This window comes from Microbacterium album (assembly GCF_014643695.1).
GTDB lineage: Bacteria > Actinomycetota > Actinomycetes > Actinomycetales > Microbacteriaceae > Microbacterium > Microbacterium album.
The window spans coordinates 255,532-275,785 of the sequence record NZ_BMJY01000003.1 but is presented as its reverse complement, the minus strand read 5'-3'; the positions used below and the strand labels follow the sequence as shown (position 1 = coordinate 275,785).

Sequence of the window (20,254 nt, the reverse complement as noted above, 5' to 3'; positions counted from 1 at the left end):
TCCTATCACGGCAAGCAGGCGTTCATAGCAGGACAGGTGTAGAGTGCCAGCATGGCTGAACGCCCCACCGTCCGCGAACGAACTCGACAGGCTCTGCTGCGTGCAGGGATCCAGGTGCTGTCCGCGGATCCCTCGGCGCCCCTCGGGGAAGTGGCGACCCGAGCCGGTGTCTCCCGGAGCACGCTGCACCGGTATTTCCCGGAGCGGCGCGCGCTGACCCTTGCGATCGGCTCCTTCACGGTGGAGAGCTATCAGGAAGCCTTCGTGGTCGCCAGGACGGAGGACGGCACCGGGCTGGAGGCCTTCCGCCGGCTCTGCCTCGAGCTGATGGAACGGCTCGACGTGCTCGCCTGGTGGATGGGGCCGGGCCTGTCCGCCGCGGGCGAGGATGACGGGACCGCCGCGGACGTCCCAGGGCCGAGCGACGACGACGATGAACGGCTTCACCGCCTCGTCGCGCGGGGCCGCGAGGACGCGAGCATTGACCCACAGCTGAGCGCAGAGTGGGTGGAGAACCTGATGTGGGCGACGCTGTACGCGGCTCAGCACCTGCCGCCGACGACCATGCCGGCCCACGACGTCCGCTCCCAGGCGCTGCGGAGCCTGCTGAAAGCGGTCGCCGCCGATCCTGCCGCGGTCTGAGGGTCGCCGGGCGCACGCGCCGTCGGGCGGCCGAGGAAACGACGAAGCCCCGGTCGAAGAATCGACCGGGGCTTCGCGTGCGGACTCAGTCCTACTCGGTGTCCATCCGGGGCTCGTCCTGTGTGCGGCGACCGCCCTGCGTGCTGCCGGGGGAGCGCACGTCGTCTCCCGACTCGAGCGCGTGGCCGTCGTGACCGCCGTCGTACTCGGCCAGCGCGTGGTGCTGGTGCGCGACGGCCGCGTCGAGCTCCGTCTGCGTCAGCGGCGCCAGACGGTCCTCGAAGAACCAGCGCGACATCGACGCACGCAGACGCTCGCCGAGCGGGATCTTGCCCTGCGCGTTGGGCCGGACCACGAGCGGCGCGTAGGTCTCGACGTCCACGAGCTTCCAGCGCTCGTACTCGTCGACCGGGCGGTGCACCTCGCGGTACTCCCCGCCGGGCATCCGGACGATGCGGCCCGACTCGTAACCGTGCAGCGCGATCTCGCGGTCCTTCTTCTGCAGCGCGAGGCACACGCGCTTGGTGACGAAGTAGGCGACGATCGGGCCGAAGATCAGCAGCGCCTGGAGCGAGTGGATGACCCCCTCCATCGTGAGCATGAAGTGCGTCGCGATGAGGTCCGAGGACGCGGCGGCCCACAGCACGGCGTAGAACACGACGCCGGCGGAACCGATCGCGGTGCGGGTGGCGGCGTTGCGCGGACGCTGCGCGATGTGGTGCTCGCGCTTGTCGCCCGTGACCCACGCCTCGATGAAGGGGTAGATCGCCACCAGCACGATGAAGATGCCCAGCACGGCCATCGGCAGCAGGATGCCCATCGACCACGTGTAGCCGAGGAAGTAGAAGTCCAGGTTCGGCGGAGCAAGACGCAACGCGCCGTCCGCGAAGCCGATGTACCAGTCGGGCTGCGTACCCGCGGACACGGGTGAGGGGTCGTACGGTCCGTAGTTCCAGACCGGGTTGATCTGCACGAGCGACGCGATCAGCACGATCGCCCCGAACACGATGAAGAAGAACCCGCCCATCTTGGCCATGTAGACCGGCATCATCGGGTAGCCGACGACGTTGCCGTTGGTGCGGCCGGGGCCGGCGAACTGCGTGTGCTTGTTCACGATCAGCAGCACCATGTGCAGCGCGATCAGGCCGATCACCATGAGCGGCAGGATCAGGATGTGCAGCGTGTACAGGCGGCCGACGATGTCAGTGCCGGGGAACTCGCCGCCGAACAGCAGGAACGAGGTCCAGACGCCGATCACGGGGATGCCCTTGATCATGCCGTCGATGATGCGCAGGCCGTTGCCCGAGAGCAGGTCGTCCGGGAGCGAGTAGCCGGTGAAGCCCTCGGCCATCGCGAGGATGAACAGGAGGAAGCCGATCACCCAGTTCAGCTCACGCGGCTTGCGGAACGAGCCGGTGAAGAACACGCGCAGCATGTGCACGCCGATGCCGGCGACGAACACGAGCGCCGACCAGTGGTGGATCTGGCGGACCAGCAGGCCGCCGCGCAGGTCGAACGAGATGTGCAGCGTCGACTCCATGGCGGCCGACATCGCGATGCCGCGCATGGGCGCGTACGCGCCGTAGTAGTGGGTCTCGACCATCGAGGCCTGGAAGAAGAACGTCAGGAACGTGCCCGAGAGGAGCACGACGACGAACGACCAGAGCGCGATCTCGCCGAGCATGAACGACCAGTGGTCGGGGAAGACCTTGCGGCCGACGGCCTTGACGAGCCCGGAGACGCTGGTGCGCTCATCGATGTAGTTCGCGGCAGCGCCGACGAAACGTCCGCCGAGGGGCTTCTGCGTCTCTTCGTTGACGGTGGCGGTGCTCAATGACGCTCCCAGTAGCTCGGGCCGACGGGTTCGGTGAAGTCGCTCTGCGCGATGAGGTAGCCCTCATCGTCCACGGTGATGGGCAGCTGCGGCAGCGGGCGCGCGGCGGGGCCGAAGATGACCTTCGCGTGCTCCTTGACGTCGAACTGCGACTGGTGGCAGGGGCACAGCAGGTGGTGGGTGTGCTGCTCGTACAGGGCCACCGGGCAGCCGACGTGCGTGCACACCTTCGAGTAGGCGACGATGCCGTCGTACGACCACGACTTGCGGTCCTCGTCCTCGATGAGCTGCTCGGGGAGCAGGCGCATGAGCAGCACGATCGCCTTCGCCTTCTCCTCGAGGTAGCCGTCGTGGTGGCTGAGGCTCGCAAGCGACTCCGGGATGACGTGGAACGCCGAGCCGAGCGTCACGGCGGACGCCTTGATCGGGGTGCCCTCGGGGTCCAGCGCCAGGCGCTCGCCCTGCTTCCACATGGTCTGCGTGAGCAGCTGGTACGGGTCGCCCGCCAGCGGGTCGTCCTCTGAGGAGTGCGGCGCCAGGCCGCGGAACAGCGTGATGCCGGGGATGATCGACGCCGCCAGAGCCGCGAACAGCGAGTTGCGGATCATCTTGCGGCGGCCGAAGCCGGATTCCTCGTTCGCGGTCGCGAAGGCATCGACGACGGCGGCGCGGGTCTCCACGCTGCCGCGGGTGTCGTGGCGCTCCTCGACGTACTCCTTGTCGCTCATGAGCGCCTTGGACCAGTGGATCGCGCCCACGCCGATCGCGAGCAGCGCGAAGGCGATGCCCAGACCGATGTAGAGGTTGTTGTTGCGGATCGACAGCATCGATCCGTCCTCGATCGGGAAGAGCATGTACGCGGCGACCGCCCAGATGCTCGCCGCCACCGACAGGTAGAACAGCGTGTAGACCGTGCGGGCCGCGGCCTTCTCGGCCTTCGGGTCCTTGTCGGTCATGCGCGCACGGTGCGGCGGCAGTCCCGGGTTCTGCACGGGGTCGGCCACTGAAACGGCGAGGCCAAAGGAGGGCTTGTAGGCCTCCACCGCCTGCGTGTCCTTCTCGTGCGCCATGGTGCTCCTCGTCACGTCCTCTTCGTTCGTCATGCCCAGTTCGCCGCTCAGTTGGACTTCGCGGTGATCCACACGGTGATCGCGATGAGCCCGCCGATGCCGAAGATCCAGATGAACAGACCTTCCGACACGGGGCCGAGCGAACCGAGCGTGAACCCTCCGGGCGCGGGCATCTCCTGCTGATAGAGCAGCGCCGAGATGATGTCGCGCTTGTCCTCCGGCGTGAGGTTCATGTCGTTGAAGACCGGCATGTTCTGCGGGCCGGTCACCATGGCGGCGTAGATGTGCAGCGCGCTCGTGTTCTGGATGTCCGGCGCGTACTTGCCCTCGGTCAGAGCGCCACCGGCAGCCGCGACGTTGTGGCACATGGCGCAGTTGATGCGGAACAGCTCGGCGCCGCGCGACACGTCGCCGCCCCCGTCGAGGTAGTGGTCCGCGGGGAAGTCGGGCCCCGGCGCGACGGACTGCACGAAGTTTGCCATCGCGAGGATCTGCTCATCCGTGAACTGGACGGGCTTCTGCGGCGCCTGCACGTCCTGGCGCTGCATGGGCATGCGACCCGTCGCCACCTGGAACTCGACCGACAGTGCGCCGACGCCGTACAGCGCGGGACCGTTGTCCGTGCCCTGCAGGTCCAGTCCGTGACAGGTGGCGCAGTTCGCCTGGAACAGGCGCTTGCCGTCCTCGAGGGTCAGGGTGCTCTGGCTCACGCTCGTCTCGGTCGACGCTGCGACGGCGGCGGACGCGCCGGCGTAGACGCCTCCGGTGATGAGCAGGCCGATGCCGATCAGAGCGGCGGCGGCGAAGGGGCTGCGTCGGCCGTGCGAGCGGCGCTTCTTCTCTCGTGCCATAAGGGTGATGTAGCTCCGCTCTTACTTCAGGAAGTAGATGACAGCGAACAGCGCGATCCACACGACGTCGACGAAGTGCCAGTAGTACGACACGACGATCGCCGTCGTCGCCTCCTTGTGGCGGAATCGCTTGACCGCGTACGCCCGGCCGATCGTCAGGAGGAAGGCGACGAGCCCGCCCGTCACGTGCAGGGCGTGGAAGCCGGTCGTGAGGTAGAAGGCCGAGGCGTAGGGGTCCGCGCTGATCGGCATGCCCTCCGCGACGAGCGTCGCGTACTCCCAGATCTGGCCCGAGACGAAGATGCCGCCCAGGGCGAAGGTGATCCAGAACCACGGCACCATGCCGAGGGTCTTCCAGCCGGTGCCCTTCACGTTGTAGGGCTGCATGCGCTCCGCCGCGAACACGCCCATCTGGCACGTCACGCTCGACAGGATCAGGATCAGCGTGTTGACCAGCGCGAACGGGACGTTGAGCAGTTGAGTGCGGTCGGCCCACAGCTCCGGGGACGTGCTTCGCAGCGTGAAGTAGATCGCGAACAGGCCGGCGAAGAACATCACTTCGCTGCCGAGCCAGACGATCGTGCCAACGGCGACCGGGTCGGGTCGCTTGACTGTTCTCGGTGCCGGGGCAAACGTTGCTGGAGTCGTCACCCGTCCATTATTGCCGATTCGAAGGCGTGGTTTTCGCAACTTCGACAGCGCGTCGAAGTTAGGGCCGCCTTACCGAGCGCTGGGATGAGGGCGGGAGACGACCGGGAATCCGCCGTGGATAGGGCCGTGGATAGGATCGTGGGCATGGCGGAGACGACCTGGCCCGAAGTGCTCACGAGTGTCCTCGCGGGGCGCGATCTGAGCGTGTCGGAGGCGACGTGGGCCATGCGCCAGGTGATGCAGGGCCGCGCGACGCCCGCGCAGCTGGGCGGCTTCCTCCTCGCACTGCGCGCCAAGGGCGAGACGGTCGAGGAGATCATCGGCTTCCGCGACGCGATCCTCGAGGCCGCGGTGCCGCTCGACGTGGACCCGAACGTGCTCGACATCGTCGGCACGGGCGGCGACCAGGTCGGCACCGTCAACATCTCCTCCACCGCGTCGATCGTGATCGCGGCGGCCGGGATCCCGGTGGTCAAGCACGGCAATCGGGCGGCCAGCTCGAAGTCGGGCTCGTCCGACGTGCTCAGCGCGCTGGGGATCGATCTGCGGCTTCCGCCCGAGGCCGTCGCGGGCGTGCTCGACCGCGCGGGCATCACGTTTGCGTGGGCGGCCGCCTTCCATCCCGGTTTCCGCCACGCGGGCACGGTGCGCGCCGAACTCGGCGTGCCGACCGTCTTCAACTACCTCGGCCCGCTCGTGAACCCCGCGCGCGCCGAGGCGAACGCCGTCGGCGTCGCGCGCCTGGAGGCGGTCCCGCTCATCACCGGTGTCTTCCGCACGCGCGGCGCGACGGCGCTCGTGTTCCGCGGCGAGGACGGGCTGGACGAGCTCACGACCACCGGCTACAGCCGGATCTGGGAGATCTCCCGCGGCGACGTCCACGAGTTCGACATCCATCCCCGCGACGTCGGCCTGCCGACCGCGCACCTGGAGGACCTGCTGGGTGGGGACCCGGAGCACAACGCCGGCGTGCTGCGCCGCACGCTCGAGGGGGAGACGGGAGCCGTGCGCGACATCGTGCTGCTCAACGCGGCCGCCGGAATCGTCGCGTACCGCCTGTCGCAGGACCCGGGGCAGATCCACCGGGGGATGATCGAGAGGCTGACCGAGGCCGTCGGCGAGGCGGCTGCGGCCATCGACGACGGTCGCGCGAGCGCGAAGCTCGACCGGTGGATCGCGGCATCGCGCGAGCTCGGGAGCAACCAGGACGCCGCCGCCCGCTAGCTCCGCGCGGCAGACGCACGAGGCTCGCCAGCAGCAGCCAGGAGGGGAGGCGGCCGCGGATGGATCCCATCGAGGCGCTCGACGAGATCGCCTACCTGCTCGAGCGCGAGCGGGCGTCGAAGTTCAAGGCGAAGGCGTTCCGCACGGCCAGCGCGGCCGTCGCCGCGCTCGATGCCGAGGCGCGCCGCGATCCGGAGCGGCTGCGGCGCACCCGGGGGATCGGATCCTCGACGTTCGCGGTCATCGAGGAGGCGCTGGCCGGCGAGGTGCCCCGCTACCTGCGCGATCTGCGCGAGCGGTCGGGGGTCGAGCGGCGCTCCCAGCTGCGCGGGATGCTGCGGGGCGACCTGCACTCCCACAGCGACTGGTCGGACGGCACGACGCCGATCGAGACCATGGCGGAGGCCGCACGGGGCCTCGGGCACGAGTACCTCGCCCTGACCGACCATTCGCCCCGGCTGAAGGTGGCGCGCGGTCTGTCCCCCGAGCGGCTGCGGCAGCAGCTCGAGGTGGTCGCGGGCCTGCAGAACGACGGCTTCACCCTCCTGAGCGGGATCGAGGTCGACATCCTCGAGGACGGGGGCCTCGACCAGGAGCCGGGGCTGCTGGACGAGCTGGACGTCGTGGTGGCGTCCGTCCATTCCCAGTTGCGCATGGAGGCCGCCGCCATGACGCGGCGCCTCGTCGCGGCCGTGTCCAATCCGCGCGTGACCGTGCTCGGGCACGTGACGGGGCGACTCGTCTCGGGGTCGCGGGGCACGCGCCCGCCCTCGACGTTCGACGCCCGCGCCGTGTTCGAGGCGTGCGCGGGCAACGGCGTCGCGGTCGAGATCAACTCGCGCCCGGAGCGGGAGGACCCGCCCGACGAGCTCATCCTGCTCGCGCTCGAGCTCGGGTGCCTCTTCGCGATCGACTCCGACGCGCACGCGCCCGGCCAGCTCTCGCTGATCGATCACGGTGCCGAGCGCGCCGAGCGGCTCGGCGTTCCCGCCGACCGGGTCGTCACGACCTGGCCCCTCGGGCGGCTGCGTGCCTGGGCATGGGGCGCATGAGCGGCGCCGCACTGCGCCGCTCCGCGTTCCCGTGGCTCGTCATCGCGGGCGTGCTGGTCGCAGCGCTGAGCCTGCGCGGGCCGATCCTGTCGGTCACCCCGGTGTTGCGGGACATCGAGCGCGCGTACGGGCTGGACGCAGCCACCGCCTCCTTGCTGACGACGTTCCCCGTGCTCATGTTCGCCGCGATCACGCCGGTCGCGGCGGTCGTGATCCGCCGGGCCGGAGCCGAGCTCGCGCTCCTGGCGTGCCTGGTCGCCGTGGCGGTCGGCACGCTGATCCGGGCGCTGCCCGGCTTCGGGTGGATGCTGGCCGGGATGGTCGTGATCGGTGCCGGCATCGCGGTCGGCAACGTGGTCATCCCGGTCATCATCGGCAGGGACGTCCCGCCCGGCAAGGTGGCGACCGTGACGGCCGCCTATACGGCCGCGCTCAACGGCGGCTCGTTGCTCACCACCCTCACGACCGCCTCGCTCGCCGAGCTCACGGGATGGCCGCTCGCGTTGCTGCTGTGGATCGTCCTGACGCTCCTCGGCCTCGTGCTGTGGGGCCTGCATCTGTGGCGCGACCGCATCCCCGGCGTGCGCTGGGACGAGCGGTTCTCGGGGGAGGCGCCGCCTGCCACGGGCGCGGTGTCGCTCACGGGCCCCATCCCCGTCGCGCCCGCGCGCAGGTCCGTGGTGCGCAACCCGGTGGTCTGGCTGCTGGTGGGCGCGTTCGCGTTCCAGTCGAGCGGCTACTACGGCTTGTCGACGTGGCTGCCCGCGATGGCGGGCGACCTGACGGCCGCGGATCCTGCGCTCGCGGGCGCGCTCGCGTCGGTCTTCCAGGGCGTCGCGATCGCGGGCGCGTTCGTCGTCCCCGCCCTCGCCCGCTATTTCCCCCTCGCGGTCCCGGCCGCCGTGGTGAGCGCGTGCTGGGTCACGCTGTCTGCGGGCATGCTGCTCGCGCCCGAGCTGTATCCGCTGTGGGTCACGGTGGGCGGGATCGCCCACGCGGGCGGCTTCGTCGTGATCTTCACCGTCATGGTCGGCATCGCGCGCTCCGACGCCGAGGCGGCGTCGATGTCCGCCCTCGTGCAGGGCACCGCCTACGTGGCGGGAGCCGCCGGCGGTCCGATCCTCGGCGCGGTGCACGACGCCACGGGCGGCTGGGTCGCGCCGTTGGCCGTCACGCTCTCGCTGGCGGCGGGCTTCTCGGCGTGCGTCCTCACGGCCGTGGCACGCGCGCGCACGCCGCGCTGAGCCTCGCCGCGGCCGCGCGTCTCAGCTGAGCGCCGCGATCGCGCGCTCCATCGACGAACCGAGGTTCCAGCGCTCGGCGAAGGAGCGCGCGGCGGCGACGTCTGGGTCGGCGAGCTGGGGCAGTCGCGCCTCGAGCGGCTCGAGGTCCAGGTCGCGCGCGACCGCCACGACGCGGGGCGCGACGTCGAGGTAGTCGGCCGCGGCGGCGAGCTTCGCGCGCACCCCGGCCGACATGCCCTCCCCGGCCGCGGCGGCCGCGCGGATACCCGCGAGGTCGCCGTGTGCGACCAGCAGCGTGGCCGCGGTCTTCTCCCCGACGCCCTTGACGCCCGGCAGGCCGTCGGAGGCGTCGCCGCGCATCGTGGCGAAGTCGGCGTACTGGGCGGCGTGCACGCCGTACTTGGCGAGCACGACCGCGTCGGTCACGATCTCCAGGTTGCTCATGCCGCGGGCCGTGTAGACGATGCGGACGTCGCGCTCGTCGTCGACGAGCTGGAACAGGTCGCGGTCTCCGGTGACGATGTCGACGGGGTGCGGCGACCTCTCGGCGAGCGTGCCGATGACATCGTCGGCTTCGTAGTGGGCGGCGCCGACGACCGCGAGACGGAGCGTCGCGAGCGCCTCGCGGATGAGGGGGATCTGCGTCTCGAGCGGGTCCGGGATCTCCTCGACGTCCGGGGCGGTCTCCCGGGCTTCGACGACGCGGTGGGCCTTGTACGAGGGGATCAGGTCGACACGCCACTGCGGGCGCCAGTCGTCGTCCCAGCAGGCCACGAGGTGTGTCGGCTGATACATCGTCACGAGCTTCGCGATCATGTCGAGCAGCCCGCGCACCGCGTTGACGGGGGTGCCGTCGGCCGCGCGTACGGTGTCGGGCACGCCGTGGAAGGCGCGGAAGTAGAGGCTGGCGGTGTCGAGCAGCATGAGGCGCGAGGTCACCGGATCAGTGTCCCAGATCCGCGGCCTGGGGCGCGGGGTGCGGGGCCGGTCAGCAGCCGGGACCCGCGGGTTGCTCCATGCACGTGCGACTCACCAGGGCCGTGTGGACCTCGACGACGCGCACCGGCTGGCCCGGTGCCGTGGACGCGACCTCGCCCAGCACGGGATAGGTGCCCCACTCACCGAAGTCGACGACCGCCGTGTACAGCGCCGTGACCGTGACGGTGTACTCGCCGCGCGCACGGTACGTGTGGCTCGTCGGCGTCGGAGTGAACTCGGGCTGGCCGAGGGTCGCCCATGACGCGCCGCCCGTGTCGACCGTGCGCACCGTGCCGTCGCCGAAATCGTGTCGGAACCCCGCGGGGGTGAACCGCACCGACACCGGGAGCCCGAACAACTGCCCCTCGACCGTGTGTGCCGAGGAACCGGTCACCGTGTTCATCGGCATCCCCACTGCGGCGATGCCCGCCGGCTCGGTCGTGACCGCCGGGGGAACGGGCAGGAACGACGCGATGTCCGCCGCGGAGATCGGCGGGATCGCGGGAACCTCCTCGTCCTCGGCCTCCTCGGCGGGCGTCGCGCGCTCGCCGCAGGGAGCGGGGCGGGTCTCTACGTTGTAGAAGAAGTTCTGCTCGCAGGGGGTGAGCTGGATGGGCTGCGTCGACTCGCGCGGCGCGGACTGCTCGCCCGGAGCGGTAGGGGGCGCGCCGCCTCCCCGCGCTGCTCCCGACCCGGCGCCCCCGCCGGGGCTCCCGGGAAGCTCGACGACACCCCCGACCTCCACCGACGAGCCGGTGTTCTGGGCGCAGACGCCGAGGATCTTCTCTTGGGGGGAACAGAGCCCTGTCCTAGTGGCAACGGCGTGCGGCGCGAGTTGCCCGCCGACGGACAATGCGACGACTACAACCGCGATTCTCAGCATGGGGCGTCCTGGTTCGAGGTGCTTTCAGCGATCAATAGACCAGCGCGAGTGCTCATGAACTCGACATCGAGGGCGTAGATATCTTCAGCATCCGTTTCGACAGTTCCGCCGTCGCGATTGACTACGCGTCGGTCTGACGAGTCCAAGCAGACCGTTGCTGTCACGTAGGTCGCCCCTTCGAGAAGCGTCGCCTGTCGGGCGGTGAACGAGAGGATACGGAGTTCTCCGAGAAGGGTCAGGTTCTCGTCACGCATGTGGGCGAGAGCCCTGTCTTCGCCTTCTAATGCGCTGCCCGTCAGAAGAGCACGCGGATCGTTTGATTGGTTCCCGTTGTAGTAGTCGTTCACTGCCTCGACGTACATCCGGTAGGTGTCCTCGGCGGCGGCGAAGGCCTCCTCCTCGCTCGAGAAACCGCTCGGCGTCGGTGCGGGGTCGGGGCCGGGGGCGCAGGCGGTGAGGGCCGCGAGCGTGACGACGGTGAGGAGCAGGGGAGCTCGGCGCCAGGTCATGTGTCACACGGTAATCAGGGCAGGCGACGCGCGAGGGCCTTTATCCACAGCGTCAGTGGAAGTCCCGGGACGCGTGCTTGACGCCGACGCGAAGATCCTCGAAGGCATCGGCCACGAGGTTGGTCACGCCCTCGGGGGAGCGCTCCAGGATGCCGCGGGCGATGAGCGCGGGACTGTCGCGCACGACGCGGCGGTAGCGGTTCCAGACTCCGACCGAGCAGATCACGTTGACCAGGCCGTGCTCGTCCTCGAGGTTGAGGAACGTCACTCCGGACGCGGTCGCGGGGCGCTGCCGGTGGGTCACCAGCCCGGCGACCTCGATGCGGCGGCCGGTCTCGTGCGAGCGCAGCCGCGCCGAGGGCAGCACCCCTCGCGCGTCCAGGTCGGGACGGAAGTGGGCGAGCGGGTGGTCCGTGGTCGACAGTCCCGTGGCCCACAGGTCGGCGGCGAGTCGTTCGTAGCTCGTCTGATCCGGGAACAGCGGGGGCTGCACCGCGGCGACCGTGTGGGGGAGGAACTCCGGGCGATCCTGCGCCGCGGATCCGGCGAGCCACAGCGCCTCGCGCCGCGACAACCCGAGGCATTCGAACGCGCCGGCCGTCGCGAGGGCCTCCAGGTGCGTCTGCGCGATCCCGGTGCGCCGCACCAGCTCGTGCAGGTCGCGATACGGGCCGCACCGCTCACGCTCGGCGACGATGCGCTGCGCCGTCTCGGCGCCGATGCCGGTCACCCCCGACAGCCCGAGCCGCACGGCGAACGCGCCGTCGCGGCGATGCGCGTCCGATTCGTCCGGAGCGTCCGGGTCGAACGCACCGGGAGCCGGATGCACGCGCGCGAGACAGGAGCCCTGCCCCGTGGGGCCTCCGTCTCCCTCGGTCAGCGGCTCGAGGGTCTCCGTCGCTCCCGAGCGGTTCAGGTCGGGGCGGCGCACCTCCACGCCGTGTCGGCGGGCGTCGGCCGTGAGCGAGGCGGCCGAGTAGAACCCCATCGGCTGGGCGCGCAGCAGCCCCGCCAGGAACGCGGCGGGGTAGTGCAGCTTGATCCAGGACGAGGCGTACACCAGCAGCGCGAACGACAGCGAGTGGGACTCGGCGAAGCCGAAGTTCGCGAACGCCTGGATGCGCGCATAGATGCTGTCGGCCAGCTCTCCCGTGATGCCGTTGTGCGCCATGCCGGCGTAGAGCTTGTCGCGCAGCCTGTCGATCTTCTCCTTGCCGCGCTTGGATCCCATCGCCCGCCGCAGCAGGTCCGCGTCCTCGCCCGTGCAGTTCCCCACGGCCACGGCCATCTGCATCAGCTGCTCCTGGAAGACCGGGATGCCCAGGGTGCGCTCGAGCACCGGCTCCAGCTTCGGATGGTCGTACGTGACCTTCTCGGCGCCCATCTTGCGCCGCACGAACGGGTGCACGGCGCCGCCCTGGATGGGGCCGGGGCGGATGAGCGCGATCTGGATCACGAGGTCGTAGAAGCGCCGCGGCTGCAGGCGCGGCAGCAGCCCCATCTGAGCGCGCGACTCCACCTGGAACACCCCGATCGAGTCTGCCCGGCACAGCATGTCGTAGACGGCGGCCTCCTCCTTGGGCAGTGTCGCGAGCGTCCACTCCTCGCCCGTGGAGTCCCGGATGAGGTCGAAGCAGTGCTGCAGCGCGGCGAGCATCCCGAGCCCCAGCAGGTCGAACTTGACCAGTCCCATCCAGGCCGCGTCGTCCTTGTCCCACTGGATCACGGTGCGCCCGGGCATGCGGGCGTGCTCGATCGGCACGACCTCGCCCACCGGGCGTTCGGTGAGCACCATCCCGCCGGAATGGATGCCCAGGTGCCGCGGCGCCTTCAGCAGCTCGGAGGCGTACTCGATCACCTGGTCCGGGATGTCGTGATCCGGTCCCGTCTCCAGGCCGGCTCCCCACCCCTCCACCTGCTTGGACCACGCGTCCTGCTGACCGGGGGAGAAGCCGAGCGCGCGGGCCATGTCGCGCACAGCGTTCTTGGGGCGGTACTGGATGACGTTCGCGACCTGCGCGGCGCGCTCGCGGCCGTAGCGCTCGTAGACCCACTGGATGATCTCCTCGCGCCGGTCCGAGTCGAAGTCGACGTCGATGTCGGGCTCCTCGTCGCGCAGGGTCGACAGGAAGCGCTCGAACGGCAGGTCGTAGGCGATCGCGTCCACGGCGGTGATGCCGAGCAGGTAGCAGACCGCGCTGTTGGCGGCCGAGCCTCGCCCCTGGCACAGGATGCCGCGGCGCTTCGCCTCGGCGACGATGTCGTGGACGATCAGGAAGTAGCCGGGGAAGTCCTTCTGCTCGATGACCGCCAGCTCCCGCTCGATGCGCTGCCGGTCCTTCTCCGCCAGCTCGGGATAGAGGCGCGGCACGGCGCCCCACACGAGCGTCCGCAGGTAGGACATGGGGGTGTGACCTGTGGGCACCTCCTGTTTCGGCAGGGCCGGTCGCATGCGCCGCAGCGGGAAGGCCAGCTCGTCGGCGAGCTCCACCGTGCGGGCGACCGCCCCGGGATAGCGGGCGAATCGCTCCGCCATCTCCTCCCCGGAGCGCAGATGGGCGGAGGCGTGCGCGGGCAGCCAGCCGTCCAGCTCGGCCATGCTGCGGTTCGCGCGCACGGCGGCCACGGCGGCGGCCAGCCGCGCCTTCTCGGGTGACGCGTAGTGGACGTTGCCGGTTGCGACGACCGGGAGCCCGCGCTCGGCGGCGAGCGCGGCGAGGGCGTCGTTTCGCCAGGTGTCGAGCGGATCGCCGTGATCGGTCAGCTCGACCTGCACGCTGTCGCGTCCGAACAGCTCGACGAGCCGGTCGAGCGCGGCCGCGGCCTCCTCCGCGCCGTTCGTCCCGCCGCGGGACAGGGCGCGCCGCACCGTTCCCTTCCGGCATCCCGTGAGGATCGTCCAGTGCCCGTCCGCCCGTGCGGCGAGGTCCTCGAGGTCGTACCAGGGGCGCCCCTTCTCGGCGCCCCGGAGCTGCGCGTGGGTGATCGCCCCGGAGAGGCGATGGTAGCCCTCCTCGCCGCGGGCGAGCACGAGCAGATGATCCCCCGCGGGGTCCGGGACGCCGTTCTGCGGCGAGGGCAGGCCCAGCGACAGCTCGGCCCCGAAGACCGTCTTGACGGACGTCGTCTCGGCTGCCTCGGCGAAGCGGACGAGGCCGTAGAAGCCGTCGTGATCGGTCAGCGCGAGCGCGTGGAGGCCCAGCCGCTCGGCCTCCTCCACGAGCTCCTCGGGGGAGGAGGCGCCGTCGAGGAACGAGAACGACGAGTGCGCGTGCAGCTCCGCGTAGGGCACGGTCGCCTCGGGGCGGCGGATCGGGGGCGCCTCGTACGCGCCGCGCTTGCGGCTCCAGGCGGGGCTGTCGCCGCCGTCCGCGCCCGCGGGACGGGAGTCGGGGCGGCGGCCGCTGAGCGTGCGCTCGAGCTCCGACCACGGGATGGGCGGGTTGCGCCACCCCATCAGCCACGCTCCGCTTGGCGAGGAAGGGGGAGCCGCTCCGGGGCGAGGGCGATCATGTGTAGCGCCCCTCGGCCCACCAGCGGCCGTCCTCGAGCACGAGCAGCCAGGCGGACTGGTCGGCGTCGACCAGCTGGAACCGGTACGCGCGCCGTGCCTGGCCTCCGTCCCACTGACGTTCGATCACGGGCCACGGTCCCGCCCAGGCCGTGACCCGTCTGCCGTCGAGCAGGGCCGGGGGAGCGGAGACGCGTCCCCGCTCGTCCACGACGACGGTCCCGCCGTCGGGAGAGACGACCGACACGGGGCGGGGCTCGCGGAAGACCTCGCTGGGGAGCGGGGAGGGCAGGCTGCCCGGCCAGGGGAGGTCCCGCGACCGGGCGGGTCGCTCGGCGTCCCCCCAGGGCACCCGTCGCTCGCGTTCGCCGAGCCAGCGTCCCCCGGCGAGAAGCGGCGTGACGACCCCGCGGTGGCCGAGCATGGCCTGCACCCGGGACATCGCGTGATGCAGGCGCTCATCCGGCCCCTGGCCGAGCAGTGCGGGCTGGTGGTGTGCGCTGTCGTCGACGGCCTCGGGCTCGATCCGCACGAGCGCGACGCCTCCGCTGAGCCGCTGTGCCGGGGAGGCGCCGGTGGCTCCCTCGCCCTCGAGGGAGGCCTGCAGCTGCCAGCGCACGCGATCGACGAGAGCAGGCGCGTCGAAGCACGTGGGGTGGAGCCAGACCCGCTCGCTGCGGCCGCCGCGATCGTCGAGCAGGGTGATCCGCGCCTCCGTGCACACCAGCCCGGCCTCGTCGAGACCCGTCATGACGTCGTCGGCCGTGGTGCGCACGGCGAAGGCGACCTGATCGGCGAGCTCGAGAGGAGGTTCGAACGCGACCTCCCTGGCCAGTTCGGGCGGCGGCACGCGCGGCACCACGCGGCGGGAGTCGGATCCGCCGGCCAGCGCGTGCAGACGCGCCCCCTGCTCGCCCAGCCGGTCGTGCACGGCCGCGGGGTCGAGAGCGGCGAACTCGCCCAGGGTCTGCACCCCCAGCCGTACGAGCAGGGCGACGAGATCGTCGCCGCCGGCGGAGACCGCCGTCGCGATGGTCGCCACGGTGAGCGGCGACAGGAAAGCGGCCGAGGCGCCGCGCGGCACGATCGTGATGCGCCGTCCGGGGCCCACCGAGCCGGGGCTCAGGAGACGGGCCGCCTGCTCCGCCGTGAACAGGCCGTCGGCGATCCCGGCCCGCGCATCCGGGAGGCCGCAGTCGTCGAGGACATCGAGCAGGGCGCTCGCCGCGTGCTCCTCCCCGCCGTAGAAGCGGGCGGGGCCGCGGGCGCGCACCGCGCACAGACCGGGGCGCAGCGGCTGGATTCCCGGCGTCAGCTCCTCCAGACGGGACAGGACGGGGAGGAAGGCGCGCTCGTCGCGGGAGGGATCGGCGGCCTCGATGCGCAGCGCAGGGCACACCCCCTGCGCATCCCGCCGGCGCTGTCCTCGCCGTACGCCCTCCCTCCGCGCCGCGGCGGAACAGGCCACGACCCGGTTCGCGTGCATGATCGCGATCGCGGCGTCGGGGGTCGCCGGGGAGGGGTCTCCGGTGGCAGCGGGCGCGCCGATCGCCGCCCGGGCCTCGCTGCGCAGCAGCGCGGTGACGGGCCAGTCGGGGAACCACAGCACGATGGCGCGCGTGGGAGGCGATGACGCGCTCATCCGGCCGCCGCCTCGGCAAGGCCGGGCCGCTCACGCCCCGGCTCCCGATGCTCCGCCTCGAGCCTGCGCAGGGTGCGCCACTGCCGCGCCGGCCGTCGGGCCGTGTCGGGAGCTCCCAGGGGCCCGGGCAGTTGCACCCGCACCGAGCGCGGCACGGGAAGGCGGCGCCCCGTCGCGGTGATCGTGACCTCGCGTGCGGTGAGCAGACCGTGCCCCTGGCCCAGCCCGGTCCATTCGGGATCGTGCAGACGCAGCGCCGCCTCCGCCTGGGGCCAGGACCCCTGGACCAGCAGCACGCCGCCCCGGTCGCGCAGCTTCGCGGCGATGCGGGAGGTCTCGGCGTCGCGCGCGCTGCGCGGCGGGCGCACCGCGACCACGGGGAAGACCTCGGCGACCGCGGCCGTGACCGCGAGCCAGCGGTCCCCCGGGGCGGGGACGAGGGCGAAGCGTTCGAGGTCCACGCCGTGGCCTTCTGCCGCCTCGGCCGCCAGCTCGGGCATCCCGATGGCCGCGCACCATGAGCCCGAGCGCGAGGGTGCGGCAAGCAGCGCGAGCAGCAGGCTGGCCGCGTGGTCCAGGGTGTAGACGGCGCCCGGACGCAGGCCGCCCTGGGGGAAGAGGGAGGCCAGAGCGGGATGCACGGGAAGCGTCTCGACGCGGGCGCTGCGGCGCTGCATGCGCGTGATCTGAGCGCGGAGGCGCTGGACCTCCGCAGCGGCCGGAGCGTTCGCGGCCACGGGAGCGACGTTCAGGCCGTCCCATCGGGAGGCGGTCTCGTGATGTGCCATCCCCATCCCTCGAGACTAGAAACTATGTTCGATGAAATCAATCTCGAATCGAACGCTAGTTCGTACATCCGACATCCCGCCGTGAGTCCGCTGGAAGGCATGCGTGCGGCTCGCGAGGCTGCGATCGCCCGCATGCGTAGGGCTCGGAACGGCCGGGGGAGAGCTCCCCATATGTCATATGGGTATATCGCGGAGCATGAGCAGCATGGAACAGTCGATCCCCGCAGTCCGCCTGGTGGACCCGCATTCCCCTGCCGCGGCGAAGGTCGGAGAGTCCATCGCGAGGCTGCGGCGTCGCGCTCGGCTCAGCCGTCCGACGCTCGCCGACTGCGCCGACCTCGACGTGCGCCACCTCCAGCGCATCGAGCGCGGGCACGGCAATCCGACCCTGCTCAGCCTGATGCAGATCGCCGTCGCCCTCGAGGTCCCGCTGGCGCAGCTCGTCGAGGGGCTCGCACCCGAGGACATGCCGGCCGGGCGCCGTCCGTATGGCTACTCGACGCGCGACACCCAGACCCGCCGACGCTACTTCGCGGGGAACGGCGCGCTCGAGGCCTGAGCGGAATCCGTGCATGTATGCACTAGAGTTCATGCATATGCCCAGATGCTTATCATGTTCGTGCGGGGCGGGAATATGCAGGACGCATGGGTTCTACGGCCGCTTCCACCGAGCTCGCCCGTCGCGTGCGCGAGCTGCGACACAAGACCGGCAAGTCGCGTAAGTGGATCGCGGAAGCGGCCGACATCGACATCACCCACCTGACCCGGATCGAGTCCGGCACCGGTAATCCGACGCTGCACAAGCTCATCCAGCTCGCCGTGGCCCTCGAGGTCGACCCGAGCGAACTCGTGTCGGGGCTCGGGGCGGACGACGTCCCGCAGGAGAACCGCCCGCACGGCTACTCGGAGCATCACCTCTATCGTCGGCGGCCGCGCCGCGCCACCGACGACGTCGAGGGCTGATGCCCTCGACGGGCTGCGCTCTCACAGCACAAACGACCAGAGGTACTCGCGCGGGTCGTCCGGGCGGAACCAGGCGAGCGTGATCGTCGTGTCATCGAGATCGCAGCCGCACAGGCACAGCTCGCGCGTCTCTCCGGGCGAGAGATGTCCCCAGGACTCCATGTCGGGGGCGCCCGTCTCATCCGCGATGTAAGCCCGCACGTACTGCAGCGGCTCGGCGCTGTCGTTGCTCAGCAGGGGGTGCGCGGGGTCGCGTCGATCGGCGTGCCAGGGCACATGGTACGGCGCCGGCGGCGGTGCATCCTCGGGATCGATGGCTCGTAACATGCCGGTGACGCTACGAGCAGCCGGCGACGGCGGGACGCCGGGAGGGCGTCGTCGGCGCGGAAGTGGGGATAAGCGGGCCGAAACACGTGCTCAGGACGAAGGGTGACCCGGGGTCAGTCCGTGCGCGCCGGGGATGCCGCCGCGTCGGGCAGGGGGATGTCTCGCGTGTCGGCCCGAGCGAGGAAGGCCGCCTCGGAGGCCGGGTCGTGGGCCGGCGCGTCCGCGGGGGCGGCCGGCTCGGGTTCGGAGGGGCGTGTCTGCGATCGGCCGCCCGGGAGCGCCCGTCCGGCGAGGCGCCCGGCGCGCCGGCCGGCGCCGCCGAGCGCCCGCCCCGCCGCGCCGACGCCGTGCGCGGCCGACCCGGCGGCCCAGGCGATGGCCGATCCCGCGCGTTTCGCGCCGCGCAGGGCGGTACGCTGCAGGGGCTCCGCGCCCTCGCGCGGCTCGAGATCGGCGGGCAGTGCGGCTGGCGCCGCTCCGAACGCCTTCCGAGAGGCCACCACGACGCGGCGTCCCAGGATGTGGTTCCCGGCGCCCCCGATGGCCGCACCCACGCCGAAGGGCAGCGCCTTGCCCACGAAAGACGCGCCGCCCCGGGTGGCGAAGTGGTGGATGAAGGCCTTCTTGAGCCGATCCACCAGCGGGCCCACCGCGGCGCGGGGGAGCGAGGTGGTGACGAGCTCGCCCCAGTAAGCCGACCTCGTGCTCTTGCCGACCGCCTGGCGCGCGAGCTGCCGCACGAGGTTGACGCCCTCGTCGCCGAGCATGAGCGCGAGCACGAGCGCGCGTCCGCGGTCGGGCGACTCCACGGCGATCCCGTGGACCTCTGCCAGCGACTGCGCGAAAAGGGTCGTGGCCTCCAGGAACCCCACCGTCTCCGCCCCCGAGAGCCCGAGCGTGACAGCCGTGCCGATGCCCGGGACCACGGCCGTCGCACCCACGGCCGCGCCCCCGGTGGTGACGGCGGTCAGGTAGCGCTTCTCGAGGATCCTGACGATCTCGTCCGGCGTGGCGTCCGGATGCCGCAGGCGGATCGAGCGGATGTGGCTGACGACGGCCGGCCGCTGGACGCGGATGACGCGGTCGAGCACGCGCACGAGCATCGGATGCTCGCGAGAGCCCGCGGGCGGGAGCCCGCCGTCCCACGGAGCGTCGGCGGGAAGCGAGTGGATCCGGTGAACCTTGTCGGACACGGGCGCGATCCTAGGTCGTCAAGACGGGATCCGGCTGGAAGGCGTCAGCCGATCAGACGAACTCGTTGGCCCGTTCCAGATCCTCGGCGAAGTCCACCTCGACCGCGTAGAGATCGGAGATGTCCAGCGGCAGCACGCGGACGCCGTCCTCCGCGATCGCGAGCTCGAGGCCGCGCTCGAAGTAGTCCTGGTCGTCGACACGCGCGAGCTGGCGCACGAGGGCGCGCTTGTCGTCGCGCGAGATGTAGTTGATCCCCACGGCCTCGCCGATCCCGCCGACGACGGTCTTCGACAGCTGGTCGATGTGGCCGTCGGTGCTGAGGGTGTACTTGACCTCCTCGTCGCTCACCTTGGCGGTGTTGACGGTCACGAACGAGCGGTCCTCGTCGATGAGCGCGAGCGCCCGGCCGAGTACCCGGGGGTCGAAGACCACGTCCCCGTTCATCCAGAGGACGCCCTTCTTGCCGGTCGCCTGGAGGGCGCGCAGCAGGCTCTTGGAGGTGTTCGTCTGGTCGTAGCGCTCGTTGTAGACGTAGTTGCCGTCGGGGAAGGCCTCGACGATCGTCTCGGCCCGGTAGCCGACGACGGTCGTGATGCGCGCGTCGGAGCCGAACGCCGCGCGGATGTTGTCGCGCTGCTGCTGCATGATGGAACGGCCGTCGCCGAGCTCCGTCAGCGGCTTCGGGAGCGCACGTCCGAGCCGCGAGCCCATGCCCGCGGCGAGAATGACGATCTGGTAAGACATCTGTCGGCCCCCTGACGTGCATTGTTCCCGATCTGTTCACCGATCGGTCACCTAGATGTGCGTCCATCATGCTAGCGAGCCGCTCCTGTGAACGGACAGTGACGCGGCGGGGGTTGCTTTTCGCGCGGGGGATCCACTACTTCCTGG

Annotated in this window: 19 protein-coding genes; 6 read left to right on the top strand and 13 right to left on the bottom strand. The window is 71.2% G+C overall.

All coding sequences use genetic code 11. The annotated features are described in order from the left end of the window. Window positions 1-51: 51 nt before the first annotated feature. Complete coding sequence (locus tag IEX37_RS06090; protein ID WP_188755346.1) at window positions 52-642, top strand: TetR/AcrR family transcriptional regulator; 591 nt, start codon at window positions 52-54, stop codon at window positions 640-642. 91 nt (window positions 643-733) lie between these two features. On the opposite strand, the gene qcrB is transcribed toward IEX37_RS06090, so the two are convergent. Genes qcrB through ctaE form a run of 4 tightly spaced genes read right to left on the bottom strand, consistent with a single transcriptional unit; the run spans window position 734 to window position 5,048 of the window. Next, a complete protein-coding gene (gene qcrB / locus IEX37_RS06085; protein ID WP_188755345.1) occupies window positions 734-2,476 on the bottom strand; it encodes a cytochrome bc1 complex cytochrome b subunit in 1,743 nt (580 codons plus the stop codon). Further along, window positions 2,473-3,546: a cytochrome bc1 complex Rieske iron-sulfur subunit gene (qcrA, locus tag IEX37_RS06080; protein ID WP_188755436.1), complete on the bottom strand. Its 1,074-nt coding sequence runs from the start codon at window positions 3,544-3,546 to the stop codon at window positions 2,473-2,475. The genes qcrB and qcrA overlap by 4 nt, the downstream gene beginning before the upstream one ends. A gap of 47 nt (window positions 3,547-3,593) precedes the next feature. Then, window positions 3,594-4,397 (bottom strand): cytochrome bc1 complex diheme cytochrome c subunit, encoded by an 804-nt coding sequence (gene qcrC / locus IEX37_RS06075; RefSeq protein WP_188755344.1) that lies wholly within the window; start codon window positions 4,395-4,397, stop codon window positions 3,594-3,596. A gap of 21 nt (window positions 4,398-4,418) precedes the next feature. Further along, window positions 4,419-5,048, bottom strand: a complete 630-nt coding sequence (gene ctaE / locus IEX37_RS06070) for an aa3-type cytochrome oxidase subunit III (protein ID WP_188755343.1) — start codon at window positions 5,046-5,048, stop codon at window positions 4,419-4,421. Window positions 5,049-5,192: 144 nt separating this feature from the next. Here ctaE and trpD point away from each other — a divergent pair, with 144 nt between their 5' ends. From trpD to IEX37_RS06055, 3 genes are read left to right on the top strand one after another with little or no spacing between them, the layout of a single operon-like run. After that, window positions 5,193-6,272 carry an anthranilate phosphoribosyltransferase gene (trpD, locus tag IEX37_RS06065; RefSeq protein ID WP_188755342.1) on the top strand — a complete coding sequence of 360 codons (1,080 nt, stop codon included), beginning with the start codon at window positions 5,193-5,195 and terminating at the stop codon, window positions 6,270-6,272. A gap of 59 nt (window positions 6,273-6,331) precedes the next feature. Next, a complete protein-coding gene (locus tag IEX37_RS06060; protein ID WP_188755341.1) occupies window positions 6,332-7,324 on the top strand; it encodes a PHP domain-containing protein in 993 nt (330 codons plus the stop codon). Then, on the top strand, window positions 7,321-8,568 hold the full coding sequence (locus tag IEX37_RS06055) for an MFS transporter (protein ID WP_188755340.1): 1,248 nt from the start codon (window positions 7,321-7,323) through the stop codon (window positions 8,566-8,568). The genes IEX37_RS06060 and IEX37_RS06055 overlap by 4 nt, the downstream gene beginning before the upstream one ends. Before the next feature lie 21 nt (window positions 8,569-8,589). Here the strand turns inward: IEX37_RS06055 and IEX37_RS06050 are convergent, their stop codons facing one another. The 6 genes from IEX37_RS06050 to imuA' form a co-directional block, all read right to left on the bottom strand. Continuing rightward, window positions 8,590-9,507, bottom strand: coding sequence for a 5'-3' exonuclease (locus tag IEX37_RS06050; RefSeq protein ID WP_188755339.1), 918 nt, complete (start codon window positions 9,505-9,507; stop codon window positions 8,590-8,592). 49 nt (window positions 9,508-9,556) lie between these two features. Then, complete coding sequence (locus IEX37_RS06045) at window positions 9,557-10,291, bottom strand: PKD domain-containing protein (RefSeq protein WP_188755338.1); 735 nt, start codon at window positions 10,289-10,291, stop codon at window positions 9,557-9,559. 131 nt (window positions 10,292-10,422) lie between these two features. Then, a complete protein-coding gene (locus IEX37_RS06040; protein WP_188755337.1) occupies window positions 10,423-10,938 on the bottom strand; it encodes a hypothetical protein in 516 nt (171 codons plus the stop codon). A gap of 52 nt (window positions 10,939-10,990) precedes the next feature. After that, window positions 10,991-14,395 carry an error-prone DNA polymerase gene (locus tag IEX37_RS06035; protein ID WP_188755336.1) on the bottom strand — a complete coding sequence of 1,135 codons (3,405 nt, stop codon included), beginning with the start codon at window positions 14,393-14,395 and terminating at the stop codon, window positions 10,991-10,993. 52 nt (window positions 14,396-14,447) lie between these two features. Next, entirely contained in the window at window positions 14,448-16,091 is a 1,644-nt protein-coding gene (locus tag IEX37_RS06030) for a DNA polymerase Y family protein (protein WP_188755335.1), read from the bottom strand. Further along, window positions 16,088-16,885: a DnaE2-dependent mutagenesis accessory factor ImuA' gene (gene imuA', locus IEX37_RS06025; protein WP_188755334.1), complete on the bottom strand. Its 798-nt coding sequence runs from the start codon at window positions 16,883-16,885 to the stop codon at window positions 16,088-16,090. Before imuA' ends, IEX37_RS06030 begins: the two co-directional genes overlap by 4 nt. A gap of 190 nt (window positions 16,886-17,075) precedes the next feature. Between imuA' and IEX37_RS06020 the strand changes: the two genes are divergently transcribed. Both IEX37_RS06020 and IEX37_RS06015 read left to right on the top strand, forming a co-directional pair. Then, the gene (locus IEX37_RS06020; protein ID WP_229663103.1) at window positions 17,076-17,438 is read left to right on the top strand and encodes a helix-turn-helix domain-containing protein; all 363 of its coding nucleotides are present in this window, start codon (window positions 17,076-17,078) and stop codon (window positions 17,436-17,438) included. An 86-nt stretch (window positions 17,439-17,524) separates the two neighbouring features. After that, window positions 17,525-17,842 (top strand): helix-turn-helix domain-containing protein, encoded by a 318-nt coding sequence (locus IEX37_RS06015; RefSeq protein ID WP_188755332.1) that lies wholly within the window; start codon window positions 17,525-17,527, stop codon window positions 17,840-17,842. Window positions 17,843-17,863: 21 nt separating this feature from the next. Here IEX37_RS06015 and IEX37_RS06010 read toward each other — a convergent pair whose 3' ends face one another. The 3 genes from IEX37_RS06010 to IEX37_RS06000 form a co-directional block, all read right to left on the bottom strand. Continuing rightward, window positions 17,864-18,169, bottom strand: coding sequence for a hypothetical protein (locus IEX37_RS06010; protein WP_188755331.1), 306 nt, complete (start codon window positions 18,167-18,169; stop codon window positions 17,864-17,866). A 113-nt stretch (window positions 18,170-18,282) separates the two neighbouring features. Then, complete coding sequence (locus IEX37_RS06005) at window positions 18,283-19,362, bottom strand: hypothetical protein (protein WP_229663102.1); 1,080 nt, start codon at window positions 19,360-19,362, stop codon at window positions 18,283-18,285. 52 nt (window positions 19,363-19,414) lie between these two features. Continuing rightward, a complete protein-coding gene (locus IEX37_RS06000) occupies window positions 19,415-20,107 on the bottom strand; it encodes a phosphocholine cytidylyltransferase family protein (RefSeq protein WP_188755330.1) in 693 nt (230 codons plus the stop codon). Window positions 20,108-20,254: the final 147 nt, after the last annotated feature.